This is a genomic window from Bacteroides sp. (assembly GCF_052357945.1).
Taxonomy (GTDB): domain Bacteria; phylum Bacteroidota; class Bacteroidia; order Bacteroidales; family Bacteroidaceae; genus Bacteroides.
The window spans coordinates 1-14,659 of sequence record NZ_DAWCXD010000004.1 but is presented as its reverse complement, the minus strand read 5'-3'; the positions used below and the strand labels follow the sequence as shown (position 1 = coordinate 14,659).

Sequence of the window (14,659 nt, the reverse complement as noted above, 5' to 3'; positions counted from 1 at the left end):
ATGAAAATGAAAAAACTTCAAATAGCATTGTTATTCCTATTGACCGGACTCACTTCCTGTTATGAAGATTACATAGAAGATTATGAAACCACTTCTGCCGGATTCGCCATCAGCAATCCTCTGCGAACCGTTATATCCGACCGTAACATGTCGATCTATGTAGGTGTTTCTTTAGGAGGAAAACGCGAAGTGGACAAGGCGGACTGGGCTAAATTCACCATTGACGAATCACTACTCAACGGCACCGGGTTCACACTTCTGCCGAGTAACTATTACACGCTGGGCGACCCGGAAACATTCCGGGTACGCAAATCCACTCTACCTGTTGCAGATGTAGAAATCAAATTCACGGATGCTTTCTATGCTGACGAACGAACCCATGAAGTGCATTATGCCTTGCCCTTCAGAGTGATAGAAAGTTCTATGGATCAAATTCGCGAGGGAGGAGAAACATCTGTTGTTGCTATCAAATATGCAAGTTCTTTCTCCGGAACCTATTATCTGACAGGCAATGTGGTAGAACTGGACGAAGCCGGAAACCCGATAGAATCTACACGACAATCATACGGTGATAAACAGGACATCATCAAAAGTCCCACATGCGTATTGACAACACTAAGCAAGAGTGAACTCATTCGTCCGGGGATTGGAGATCCAGCAACTGACAAAAAGGACAATCTACGACTAACATTTGAAAACAATAGAAATTTCGGTGGCAACTATAAAGTACAAATCGGTACTGAAAAAGGGTTCCGCCCCATTGAAACAATAACCGGAAACTACATCCACAAAAGTGAAGAATATACTTTCAACGGTAATGGAGACGTGCCTTGCCCAGAAATTGCGCTGAAATATATCTATGAGATGGACGAAAAGCATTATCAGGTTGATGAGAAGCTCGTATTACGTCGTGATCCCATAGATGATCTGCGTATTGAGACTTGGTAACAAAGTTCCTTTGCATAGAGCATAAACTTGCTTTCCATCAAGAGTAAAGTTTATCTTGACCTATCGCAAGCTATAATTGCAAGCTTTGATTATAAAAATGAAAGTTTCATTTATATAATTAGAACTTGCAATTATACAATCAAAACTTGCGTTTATAGTTTGCAGTTCATGCACAGGAATTTTTCAATAAGGAGAAAGGAAGTTATCTCCCTATAAAGAACAACTTTTCTATTAATCGCCAATGAGTCAGAATATACTAATGAAATCGGAGACTCATATATCATAAGAATCAATCATAGAACAAGATGAAAATATCAGTAAGAAAGACGAGCACACTGTCAACAGCGTTACTGGCAATACTGCCCATAGCGAAAGCGTCCGCACAGCACACCACTCCCTCCCATCCCGATAAACCCAACATCGTTATCATTCTCGCTGACGACCAGGGATACGGAGGCGTGAACTGCTATCCGCACATCAAAAAGATTGTAACACCCAATATCGACAAACTGGCGGCAAGCGGTGTGCAATGCATGCAGGGATATACATCAGGACACCTGTCAAGCCCCACACGCGCCGGGCTGATGACCGGAAAATATCAGCAGAGTTTCGGCTTCTATGGGCTTTCCACTCCACACGTAGGTGGAATTCCCCAAGATCAAAAACTATTAAGTGAATACTTGGTGGAAAACGGATACAACACCGCATGTATCGGCAAATGGCACTTGGGAGATTATATCCGAAGCCACCCCAACAATCGTGGTTTCCAGACGTTCTTCGGTTTCATTAACGGGCTGCACGATTATTATGATCCGCTGGTAGGAGGCTCATGGGACGGAGTCTACAATGGACTGGCTTTTACACTGGATAATATGGAACCTGTGACGGAGATGGAATATTCCACCTACGAATACACCAAACGCGCAGTGGATTTTATTCAGAAAAATGCTGACCACCCTTTCTTCCTATATCTGCCTTACAATGCTATACACTCCCCTTTGCAGGCACCCGAAGAATTAATTGGAGAACTGGCAATCAATCCACAGGAAATCGGCAAGGATGATATTGGCCGTGCTATGACTTTCGCACTCGACCAGGGAGTGGGAAAAGTGGTAGAAACATTGGAACAACTGGGATTGCGCGACAATACCATCATCTTCTACCTAAGTGACAACGGAGCCGTGGAATACAGTGATAAATGGGAATTCAGAGGACGGAAAGGGTCATACTACGAGGGAGGCATCCGCGTGCCATTCATCGTCAGCTATCCAGCCAAGCTGACCAAAGGAACCATCTACAACAAACCTGTGATGAGTATCGACATCGCCCCTACAGTGATGGAACTCGCCGGACTCTCTCATGCTGATATGCATGGTGTCAACTTGCTGCCTTACCTGTCGGGCAAAGATCGGACAGAGCCGCACGATGTACTGTATTGGAGTACGGAGAAGAAAAGCAACAATCAGGTATTCAAAAATGAATTCGCCATCCGGCAAGGCAAATGGAAACTGGTTTCCGACCCACACTTTGAAAAAGATTATGACTTGTATGACATCGAAGCCGATCCCCAGGAAAAACACGGGCTGAAAGATCAGTACCCCGAAAAGTATAAAGAACTGTTCGGGATGTATCTGAACTGGATCAACCAAATGCCGGAAGAGCTTGCCAACGGCGAAAACGCCCGCCTGAAAGGGATGGAACTGATGAGGAAATACCAGCGTAATCTAAAGAAGTCCGGTAAAAAAGTAGTTCCACTTTCATTCGGACCACATGAGAAAAAGAAAAGCAAGCAATAACACAAACCTTATGCTAAATGCTCTTTAGTGAACTCTGTGGGGGTGACATCAAACTCTTTCTTGAAACATTTCGTGAAATAGTTAGGATCGGTCATTCCCACAGCACAAGCAGCTTCAGCCACATTCATGCCATCCAACAGATATTTTTTGGCTTCCTTCATCCGAATACTTCTGATGAACTGCGAAGCAGAACAACCTGTCAGCATTTTCAACTTCATATGCAACAGACTCCGGCTTACACATAAAGCAGAAGTGATTTCAGTGATTCCATAATCCTCCTTTGAAATATTAGCCATAATCAATTCCACCAAATCTTTCATGAATCTCTCGTCACGTGGATTGTTGGTGATCTGTGTGATATTCAGTTCCTCTGTCTGCTTGAAATGCGCGATACCCGATATTCGGTTCTGTTGCATGTTCCTGACCAGAAGTTCCAAATTCTTCGCATTGAAAGGTTTGGGAATATAAGCATCCGCCCCACACAAATATCCTTGTGTCTGCTCTCCCTCATCGGTTTTTGCCGTCAAAAGAATAACAGGTATATGACTGGTGTTTATATCCTGCTTCACGCGCCGGGTTAGTTCGAGACCATCCATCACCGGCATCATCACATCACTGATAATCAGACTTGGATATACTTTTTGCATCACTTCGCAAGCCTCCTTACCGTTATACGTCTGAATCACCTGATAGTTCTCCATGAAAATCTCTTTCAGGTAATTATTCATTTCATTATTATCCTCTACAATAAGAATGGATTGCCGTTCTTCCTGCGAGGGATGCTTTTCCTGTGTTAGTTTATCGGGAAGTATTTCCACCGTTTCTTTGAGACGCATATTGTACTTCTGTATTTCGGCCAGCGTAATGCCGTCCTGCCGTCTTTCAGCAGCTTCATAAGCCTGCTCCGATACGTTAAGAATAACGATGAAGTTCGATCCCTCTCCCACTTTACTTTCTATTTCTATCCGTCCTCTATGCAGCTGGATAAGCGATTTGGTGAGCGAAAGTCCTAATCCGAAACCCTCTCTGTGATCTTTGGGAGAAACCTGATAATAAGGTTCAAAAATCCGGTCTTTCACTTCATCGGGAATCCCCCGTCCACTGTCTTTCACTGAAATGTGTACAAAGGTCTGTTGATCCTCTTCCTGCAAAGAAGCAGTGAGTTGCACATAATCACCGGGGGCAGTGTATTTAAAAGCATTTGATAACAGGTTGTACATAATCCGCTCCAGTTTGGAAGGAGAAAACCAAACCTCTTCATCCGTATCTTCCAATTTGACAATGAAGTCAATCTCCCTATCTCGAGCAACTATCTCAAATATATTGGAGAGTTCTTTCAAAAAGAGCATTATATTTCCCTTGCGGACATTAATCTTCTCCTGATTCATCTCAATCTTACTGAAAGAAAGCAACTCGTCTATCAGATACTTCATCTGATTGGCATTACGATAAATGATTTCGATATTCTTCTTGTCATGGTTCGTTATTTCCTTTTGCGACAGCAGACGTTGCAAAGGTGAGAGAATCAATGTGAGCGGTGTTTTCAAATCATGCGAGATGTAGGTGAAGAAGTTAATCTTCTGCTGATTTAGTTTCTCCATATTCACACGAAGATTGTGTTCTGTCTTCAGGTTCATGACCAGCCTCAACCGGTTCTTCGTATAGCGATATCCGATATATCCCAACATTAACAAACAAACAGCATAGAAACCATAAGCCCATCCCGACAACCAAAAAGGAGGAAGCACACGTATATCAATTATTTTCTCTCCTTTCTCATACCAATGAATACCATCTTCGCCCGCCTTAATTCTCAACCGGTAATAACCGGCAGGTAAATTCGAGAAACGTACCTGATGTTGTTCACCGATATTCTGCCATTTCTTGTCGACACCCTCCAGTTTCATGGCATACATCGTGTTGTTATTATAGCGATAGTTCATTCCCGAATATTCTATCTGTACGGATCTTGCCTGCTTGTGCGTCAAGGTAATCGAAGTACATTCGGAGATTGTCTTCTCAAGAGGCGAGTCGGAAGTAGATGGATTAATCAACTCACCGTTCAATGAAATGGCGGTCAGGGCAATATTAAAACGGGATGGATATTTGTATATTCGTTCGGGATGGAACGAAACCAGCCCGTTGATGGTTCCAAAATACAATACTCCACGGGCATCCTTATAAGCGGAGGAATAGTTGAACTGGTTGGTAGGCAATCCATCCTCGGTTGTATAACGCATGATTCCTCCCTTTGCACGAATACAACACAAGCCATTCACTGTGCCGAACCAGATATTACCTGCATTATCTTCTACAATGCCTTTGATCGAATTGGAACCAATCTGTTCTTCCGTATATGACGTGATATACTCCCCTTTACTATTCAGGAGCAACATTCCATTATCATCCGTACCCACCCATATCTGATTTTGAGAATCAACATAAAGATCGGTGATAAATAATTCTTTATTGGGAAAAGTCGCTATTCTCTCAACCGTCTGCTTGCGTTTGTCAAGCCGAAAGACTCCGTCTCTTCGTGTTCCCGCCCAAACGGTTCCATCAGGAGCATTCACCATGCAGAATATAAACTTTAAGAAAGGCTTTTTAAACTTCATCACTTCGTACCCTTTCCCCTCTTTCCTGAAGATGACAAAACCATTCAGACCTCCATACCAGATGTCATGCTCCGCATCTTCTATCATGCAGAAACCGGAATGCCTCCTGTATAAATCCACCGGAAGAAAAACCTTTGTATGCTGCGTCCGGAAGTTATAACATCTGGCTCCTTTCTCGTAAAGGCCAATCCATAAATCCCCCTCATGATTTAGTAATAAAGAGTGTACGTTCGTAGCTTCAATATCCATTCGTTGATGCAATGCTTCCGAGCGGGTTATCTGTCCGGACTTGTCGATACGGTTCAAACCTCCGTCTTCGGTTGCAATATATATATCCTCATCAGGACCTCCGGTTATCTGTCTCACTGCCTTTCCGCTCAGGTGATTTCTGGAATTTCCGTATGAGAATACATGAAAATTGTCTGTTGCATCAATATAGCAGTTCACTCCACCGAAATAAGTACCCACCCACATATTATGATTGGCGTCCATAAACAGACTATAAATCGGGTTATCGTTCAGGTTGCTCAAATCCCCCTCGGTCTGCTGATAATGATGAATCAGTCGCAAATCTTTTCCATAAACAAAAATACCATACTCGCTTCCCAACCAAATGTTATCCATTCCATCGAGAGCAATAGACTTAAAGATTTTAAACTGTTTACTTTCCTTGATGGAGTAATTTTGTTGATTATTTATATCATAAACATTCACTTGCTGGTTCATATTATACCACAGGCGATTGAATTTATCGACATAGAGTTTGCTCGATATGTGCGATACACTTTCGGGCAATTTCATAAAGACTTTTTTATGCATATTATAACACTTGGCACCTTTCGGGGTACTGATCCATAAAAAGCCATTATGGTCTTCTGCCAATCCGGACACAAGGCTGGCCTCCGTGCCAGTAAGCAGAAACGGCACAAAAGCATCTTTCTTTTCATCATAGGCATACACTCCATTGCTGCATCCCGCCAGCAACTGTTTATCGAAAGTTTTCAGGAAAACCACATTCGGCTTGGTATTCCCCTCAATCCGATAACGTACAAAACGTCCGGTGGAAGACGAATACTTGCAGATTCCCTCTTCAGTAGCAATCCAGATTACATTCTGCAAGCTGTCATTATAGAGTGTATTTACAAAATTATGGCAAAGCGAGTTCGAATCATTTTCATGATATTGATACGTGACAATATTGTATCCGTCATACCGGCAAAGTCCGTTCCGGGTTCCCAGCCAAAGAAATCCCGAATTATCCTGTGTGATGGCGTTAATCGTTTTATGAGGTAGTTTGTCTAAAGTCTCAAATTGTTTAAACCGCAAATTATTATAATGGATAGTTGCGCATAGGCTCATCGCTGTATATAGGAATAAACCTGTCAGTAAGAATCTTCTTACATTTATGCTTTTCATAACTCGTATCGTGCTTTTAGTTTATGCAAATATAGAGTTTTTTTCATCTTGCCATCCGTAAATATGTTCAGAGGAAGTGGAAATATGTGTTATTCCTCCTTTTTTTACAAATATGAACGACTTTTGAACGAAATATTACGCATCTATTTCCATATAAAATCCTTTATTTGCAAATGCATATAAGAGCTGTAAGTCTGATCTATTAGTAACACTAAACATATTACACTATATGAAAAACTTATTTTTACCATTATTTTTTCTGTTTTTGTCGGTCACCACAAAAGCGCAATTAAGTGCCGGAGATATATTGGCAGGTGTGAAGTCGCATGACAAAGCCCTCCATATCAAAGGCGGATGGATTCGTGACCCCTATATTGTGTTGGGACCGGACGGAAAATATTACCTGACTGGAACGACCCCTGTTGCCGGCGATCCGAGAGAACAGGACGACCAATATAACACGGGATTAGGTAAAACAAGCATCGTAGGTTATCAGGTACAAGTATGGTGCAGCGACGATTTAGCTCATTGGAAATCTTTGGGCGCTCCTTATTCACTGGCAGAAGATTCACCCACTTTCAAAGGAAGAGAAGAAATGGCTACTAAAAATCCATTGTGGGCACCCGAACTACATTGGACCGGTGACTGCTGGGCACTTGTGTATTGTCCGCAAAAACATAGCGGACTGGCTCTGAGTAGCGGAAAAGATATCAAAGGTCCCTGGAAGCACCCCAACCCGGAAGCATTCCTGAAAAAGCATGACCCGTCTCTCTTTAAAGATAACGACGGAACGTGGTATCTACTATTCAGCAACACACTCATTGTCCCTCTGAAACCGGACTTTTCCGGATTGGCAGGAGAACCGGTGCGTATCGATCCGTCCAACCGCCGAATCGGACACGAAGGGGCTACCATGCGTAAGATCGGAAAGAAATACGTGCATTTCGGTACGGCATGGTCTACCGACCAAGGACGCAAAGGATCCTATAATTTATATTATTGCACATCCGATAAAGTCACAGGTCCTTACAGTGAACGTCGCTTTGCGGGACGTTTCTTAGGACATGGCACTCCTTTTCAGGACAAAAACGGCAAATGGTGGTGTACTGCCTTCTTCAATGGCAACCGACCGCCATTGGATCCGGACGGTATTGAAAAACGGGACTTGAGAGAGGACGCACAGACCATCAACAAACTAGGGACGACCATTGTACCTTTGGACGTAAAAATCCTACCGGATGGAGATGTATATATCCGTGCCATCGATCCGCATTACGCAACTCCCGGACCGGATGAAGTACAATCTTTTCAGTAAAACAAACTCTTTATTCAAACTAACAACAAACACTCCATGAATAAACTTGCATTGATAGCAGGCGGACTGGCACTGGGAAGTACAGTTACCGCACAAGAAAAACCCAATATCATCCTGATATTAGCGGACGACTTAGGTTTCTCCGATTTGGGTTGCTTCGGAGGAGAGATAGAAACTCCGGTATTAGACCATCTGGCCGCACAGGGAATCCGAATGACACAAATGTATAACAGCGCACGCAGTTGTCCCTCGCGTGCCAATCTATTGACCGGATTGTATCCCCATCAAACCGGTTTGGGGCACATGACGGGCAGCCATGCCAAAGAGGCGAAAGGTTATGCCGGATTCCGCTCTAACTCGGACAATGTGACGATTGCAGAGGTATTGAAAGAAGCCGGCTACTTTACCGCCATGGCAGGTAAATGGCATCTGGGAAAAGTCAATCCCGTGCAACGGGGATTTCAGGAATACTACGGACTACTAGGCGGATTCAATTCCTTTTGGAATCCCAAAGTATATACACGCCTACCCAAAGACCGCCCTCTGCACGAATATGCCGAAGGAGAATTCTATGCCACCAATGTAATCACCGACTACGCTGTCGACTTTATCGACCAGGCACACAATGAAGACAAACCTCTATTTCTATATTTAGCCTATAATGCACCCCACTTTCCCTTGCACGCTCCTAAAGCGATGATCGACAAGTATATGAAAACCTATCTGCAAGGCTGGGATAAGATACGCGACCAACGTTGGAAACGTATCGTCGGAATGAATCTGTTGCAGGGGAAACCGGAATTAAGTCCACGAGGTGTAGTGCCCGGCAGCTTCTTTATGGACGAAGCACATCCATTGCCTGCATGGGATTCTTTAACGAAAGAACAACAAACGGACTTAGCCCGACGAATGTCAATCTATGCAGCCATGGTGGATATTATGGATACAAACATCGGCCGTGTTGTCGACAAACTGGACAAGAACGGAGAACTGGACAACACGTTCATCATATTCATGTCGGACAATGGCGCATGTGCCGAATGGCATGAATTCGGTTTCGACGGACACAGCGGACTTGCCTATCACACACACGTGGGAGAAGAACTGGATGGCATGGGACTTCCCGGTACCTATCATCATTACGGAACGGGTTGGGCGAACGTTTGTTGCACCCCACTCTCCTTGTACAAGCACTATGCATACGAGGGAGGTATTTCCACCCCCTGCATCGCCTACTGGGGAAACAAGGTGAAAAACAAAGGGAAGATTGACCATCAACCCTGCCAGTTTTCAGATATCATGCCGACATGCGTCGAACTGGCAGAAACGAAATATCCCCGGACTTATCAGGGAAGAGAAATTCTTCCTACAGCAGGTACGTCTATCCTGCCCATCCTACAAGGAGAGAAATTGAAAGAACGCTATATTTATGCCGAGCACGAGGGAAACAGAATGGTGAGAAAAGGAGATTGGAAACTTGTATCAGCCTATTTCAAAGAAGATAAATGGGAGCTATACAACATAACCAAAGACCGCACCGAACAGAACGACCTGTCTTCCCAATATCCGGAACGGGTCAAGGAGATGGAAAATGCCTATTTCGAATGGGCGGACAAGAGTGATGTCATGTATTTCCCGAAAATGTGGAATACCTACAATCAAGGACGGAAAAAAGATTTAAAAGAATACAAAACCAAGTAATAACAATGAAGAAGAAACACGTATTGACAATCATGTTGGGCGCCTTATTGCAGACTTCAGTTTTTGCTGCATGGAGCCCGAAAGGAGATAAAATCAGAACTGTATGGGCAGAAAAAGTGACGCCGGAAAATGTATGGAGAAGCTACCCACGCCCACAGTTACAGCGCTCGCAATGGATGAACCTGAACGGGCTATGGAAGTTTGCGGTGACAGACCAGGCCACAACAAAGAAACAAGTGAAGTATGAGGGAGAAATTCTGGTTCCATTTGCCATAGAGTCTTCTCTTTCAGGAGTACAACGCACTTTTCTTCCTACTGATAAATTATGGTATCAGCACAATTTCACCATAGATGAAGGCTGGAAAGGCAAGAATATCATCCTGCATTTTCAGGCGGTGGATTATGAATGTCAAGTATGGGTAAACAATAAACTGGCAGGCACGCACAAAGGAGGAAACAACCCTTTTGAGTTTGACATAACGAAATTCATAAATAAAAGCGGCGATCAGATGGTTGAACTTTCTGTGGTCGATCCTACCGATCAGGAATCGATCTCACGAGGAAAACAACAACTAAATCAGAAAGGTATCTGGTACACTCCGGTATCCGGAATCTGGCAGACTGTATGGCTGGAAGCTGTCAATCCGCAACACATACGTCAGATATTACCCGAAGCGGATATTCATAAAAAGACAGTGAAACTGCATCTGGATGTAGCTGGAGCCAAAGGACATGAAAATATCAAAGTCGAAGTACTGGATAAGGGAAAAGTCATCAAGACCATAGAGCAAAAGGGTACAACTGACATGGAAATCGAGATTCCCGATGCCGTATTATGGACACCGGCTTCTCCCCAACTTTATCATTTGAATGTGGAACTGTCCGTCAACGGAAAAATCGTTGATAACGTAAAAAGCTATTTCACTCTTCGGGAGGCCGGCATCAAAAAAGATGCATGCGGTTACAATCGCATCTGTCTGAACGGAGAACCTATTTTCCAGTTCGGTACATTAGATCAGGGTTGGTGGCCCGACGGACTGCTTACTCCTCCATCAGAAGAGGCAATGCTGTGGGACATGGTGCAATTGAAAGAAATGGGATTCAACACCATCCGTAAACATATCAAAGTGGAACCGGAACAGTATTATTACTATGCCGATTCATTGGGATTGATGCTGTGGCAGGATATGGTTTCCGGCTTCTCGACCGAAAGAAAACAAGCCGAGCATGTAGCTGCCGGTGCGCCAAATGACTGGAATGCTCCTGCCGAACATTCCGCACAGTGGCAAAAAGAGATGTTTGAAATGATCGACCGTCTGCGCTTCTATTCCTGTATCACCACTTGGGTAGTATTCAACGAAGGATGGGGACAACACAATACCGCTGAAATCGTAAACAAAGTGATGAGTTATGATAAAAGCCGCATCATCGACGGTGTGACAGGATGGGCCGACAGAGGTGTAGGACACATGTATGACGTACACAACTATCCGGTTTCGTCCATGATCCTTCCTGAATACAACGGTAACCGTATCTCGGTTCTAGGAGAATTCGGAGGATACGGATGGGCCATCAAAGAACATCTTTGGAATCCGGAAATGCGTAATTGGGGATATAAGAATATTGATGGTGCTGTGGCTTTAATGGATAATTACGGCAGAGTGATACACGATTTAAAAACACTCATTGCACAAGGTCTAAGCGCAGCCATTTATACACAGACAACAGATGTGGAGGGAGAAGTGAACGGCCTACTGACGTATGATCGTAAGATTACGAAAATGCCGACTTCGCTCCTGCATATCCTACATAACGATTTATACAATGTGACACCTGCCAAAGCCATTACGTTAGTACCCGACGGACAAGGCGGAGCTAAAAATCAACGTAAGGTATCCGTCAATGGCAGCGAGATGAAACAAGTGATGTTACCTTATTCCGTCCAACCGAAAGCAACGGTCGTTTCCGAAACGGAATTTGTTTTAAACCAGCCATTGAAGAACTTGTCTTTGTGGTTACGCGCCGCAGGAACAGGCAAAGTATGGTTGAACGGTGTTGAGGTATTCCTTCAAGACATCCGGATGACCAAACAATATAATCAGTACAACCTAAGTGATTATTCTTCCTTATTGAAGAAAGGTAAGAATACAATTAAGATAGAGGTTCAGGGAACTAACAAGATGGATTTCGATTATGGGTTAAGAGCTTTTTAAAGTACACTTCAAATTCACGTTTTATTTGTTTTCAATAGGCAGGAAGAGATTGCGGGTAAATCTGCAATCTCTTTTTGCCATTTTAAAAGGAATCCGACTATAACTTTTCGTTATCGGGCAAAACTATTTGCAATGAACAATCTGCATTCTAATATGTTACCTTTGTAGCGACAAAAAGAAAGAATAAATTATTCACCTTTTAAACATATAAGATTATGGAATTTCTAACCAACGAGAAACTTACGATTGTGGGAGCTGCCGGAATGATCGGCTCCAACATGGCACAAACAGCCATGATGATGAAACTCACTCCGAATATTTGTCTCTATGATCCATTCGCACCTGCTTTGGAAGGAGTAGCTGAAGAACTGTATCATTGCGGTTTTGAAGGTGTCAACCTTACCTATACTTCCGACATCAAAGAAGCACTGACCGGAGCTTCTTATATTGTTTCTTCCGGTGGAGCAGCCCGTAAGGCAGGTATGACCCGCGAAGATCTGTTGAAAGGAAATGCAGAGATTGCCGCTCAATTCGGAAAAGACGTTCGTCAATATTGCCCGAACGTAAAACATATCGTTGTCATCTTTAATCCTGCAGACATCACCGGTCTGATTACTTTATTGTATTCAGGTTTGAAACCTTCACAAGTTTCTACATTGGCTGCGTTGGATAGCACCCGCCTGCAAAACGAACTGGTGAAATACTTCCATATCCCCGCTTCCGACATTCAGAATTGCCGCACGTATGGCGGTCATGGCGAACAAATGGCTGTATTTGCATCTACCACCAAAATAAAAGGAGAACCCCTGACCGATTTCATCGGTACTACCCGCCTTCCGTTGACGGAATGGGAAGCACTGAAAGTACGTGTCATCCAGGGTGGTAAACATATTATCGACCTGCGCGGTCGTTCTTCTTTCCAAAGCCCGGCTTATCTTTCTATCGAAATGATTGCCGCCGCTATGGGCGGACAACCATTCCGCTGGCCTGCCGGAACGTATGTTTCCAATGGCAAATTCGACCATATCATGATGGCGATGGAAACTTCAATAACTAAAAACGGCGTTACTTATAAAGAAGCAACCGGAACTCCTGCCGAACAAGAAGAATTAGAAAAAAGCTACGAACACTTATGTAAACTTCGTGACGAAGTGATTGAAATGGGAATCATCCCAGCCATCAAGGACTGGCATGCATTGAATCCCAATATTGACTAATCAAACAATATTAGCGAAAGCAGAAGGCCGAAACCTGACGATCTTTTTATCGTTCCGGGTTTCGGCCTTTTTATTTTTGATTCTCATCGGATTGATTCTACCGATTGAGAAATACTGAAAAAAGATGAACTCCTAAAACCGTGAAATTGGTACGACAATCTGTAATTTATCTACTACGGCATAAAAAACAATGGCCTACCTTTGCCAAAGAAATTATTTAAATAGAAAACAATGGAGGAAATAAGAATTGATTGTTCCAATCAAAGTGAAACGGATTTGGCATTGGCAAAGGAACAGACACAACTGCTTTTCCGGTTGAACCATACGATGCCCATGACAGAAGAATATGACCAATTACTTCATCTCCTTTTCCCTGATATGGGAGCAGGTAGCCGAATTAATACACCACTTACTGTAGTACGTGCACACCATGTAAAAATCGGTAAGAATGTTATCATTATGAATGGGTGTCTGATGATGTCCGCCGGCGGGATTACTATTGATGATGAAGCACAGATAGCCGCCAACGTACAGCTTATATCAAATAATCATGACCTTGAAAATCGGATGATTATTACTTGTAAACCTGTACATATCTGCCGTAGGGCATGGATAGGGGCCGGCGCCACTATTCTTCCCGGGGTAACGGTCGGCGAAAACAGTGTTGTAGGAGCCGGTAGTGTAGTAACCCGTGATGTCGAGCCCAATACCATAGTAGCCGGAAATCCGGCACGGATTATCAAAAAGATATAAAACAATCAACCAATAATAATGATGAAAATAAGAATTATCTATATTTTAATAGCAATACTAGGCATAACCCAAACCGCTGGTGCCCAAGGTAAAACAAAAACAAATATGGAACAAAAAGTACTTGTGGCTTTCTTCTCGAGAGCCGATGAAAATTATAACGTGGGATATATTGAGAAAGGAAATACCCACATTGTAGCTGAAATGATAGCAGAACAGACGAAAGGAGAGTTATTTCATATAAAAACCGTAACTCCTTATGCTAAAGACTATAAATCATGTATAGAAACTGCCAAAAAAGAAAAGGAGACTAACGCCCGTCCTCCGATAAAGGGAGATATTGCGGTGGAAGATTACGACCTTATTTTTATTGGTTATCCTAATTGGTGGGGTGATATGCCGATGGCTGTATATACCTTCCTGGAAAAGCATAATTGGCAAGGAAAAACCGTTATCCCATTTTGCACCCACGAAGGCAGTGGTCTTGCAGGTACAGAAAAAAAATTAGGCGTAGCCTGCAAAGGTGCTACACTACTGAAAGGTATCGCCATACAAGGAAGCATTGCTCAAAATTCAAAAGACCAGGCAAGTCAGTCTGTTGTGAGTTGGCTGAAAAGACTTAAGCTGAATCATTAAATAACGTGAGTTCGACATAAAATCAAAAGATAGTAAGTTGCCCGTCATTGAT

At 43.2% G+C, this 14,659-nt stretch carries 9 protein-coding genes; 8 read left to right on the top strand and 1 reads right to left on the bottom strand.

All coding sequences use genetic code 11. From position 1 onward, the window contains the following. Both ACT8YW_RS02095 and ACT8YW_RS02090 read left to right on the top strand, forming a co-directional pair. Complete coding sequence (locus tag ACT8YW_RS02095) at positions 1-948, top strand: DUF1735 domain-containing protein (protein WP_444103814.1); 948 nt, start codon at positions 1-3, stop codon at positions 946-948. 305 nt (positions 949-1,253) lie between these two features. Continuing rightward, on the top strand, positions 1,254-2,744 hold the full coding sequence (locus ACT8YW_RS02090; RefSeq protein WP_444103813.1) for a sulfatase family protein: 1,491 nt from the start codon (positions 1,254-1,256) through the stop codon (positions 2,742-2,744). Positions 2,745-2,752: 8 nt separating this feature from the next. Here ACT8YW_RS02090 and ACT8YW_RS02085 read toward each other — a convergent pair whose 3' ends face one another. After that, positions 2,753-6,775 carry a hybrid sensor histidine kinase/response regulator transcription factor gene (locus tag ACT8YW_RS02085; protein ID WP_444103812.1) on the bottom strand — a complete coding sequence of 1,341 codons (4,023 nt, stop codon included), beginning with the start codon at positions 6,773-6,775 and terminating at the stop codon, positions 2,753-2,755. 229 nt (positions 6,776-7,004) lie between these two features. On the opposite strand from ACT8YW_RS02085, the gene ACT8YW_RS02080 reads away from it, so the two are divergent. The 6 genes from ACT8YW_RS02080 (at position 7,005) to ACT8YW_RS02055 (ending at position 14,607) form a co-directional block, all read left to right on the top strand. Next, entirely contained in the window at positions 7,005-8,090 is a 1,086-nt protein-coding gene (locus ACT8YW_RS02080; protein ID WP_444103811.1) for a family 43 glycosylhydrolase, read from the top strand. Between the two features lie 36 nt (positions 8,091-8,126). Beyond that, positions 8,127-9,791, top strand: a complete 1,665-nt coding sequence (locus tag ACT8YW_RS02075; RefSeq protein WP_444103810.1) for an arylsulfatase — start codon at positions 8,127-8,129, stop codon at positions 9,789-9,791. A 5-nt stretch (positions 9,792-9,796) separates the two neighbouring features. Then, positions 9,797-12,004, top strand: a complete 2,208-nt coding sequence (locus ACT8YW_RS02070; RefSeq protein ID WP_444103809.1) for a glycoside hydrolase family 2 protein — start codon at positions 9,797-9,799, stop codon at positions 12,002-12,004. A gap of 215 nt (positions 12,005-12,219) precedes the next feature. Beyond that, positions 12,220-13,221: a malate dehydrogenase gene (locus ACT8YW_RS02065; protein ID WP_444103808.1), complete on the top strand. Its 1,002-nt coding sequence runs from the start codon at positions 12,220-12,222 to the stop codon at positions 13,219-13,221. Positions 13,222-13,452: 231 nt separating this feature from the next. Beyond that, on the top strand, positions 13,453-13,974 hold the full coding sequence (locus ACT8YW_RS02060; protein ID WP_444103807.1) for a DapH/DapD/GlmU-related protein: 522 nt from the start codon (positions 13,453-13,455) through the stop codon (positions 13,972-13,974). A 105-nt stretch (positions 13,975-14,079) separates the two neighbouring features. Further along, positions 14,080-14,607: a flavodoxin gene (locus ACT8YW_RS02055; RefSeq protein ID WP_444103806.1), complete on the top strand. Its 528-nt coding sequence runs from the start codon at positions 14,080-14,082 to the stop codon at positions 14,605-14,607. The last annotated feature ends 52 nt before the right edge of the window (positions 14,608-14,659 follow it).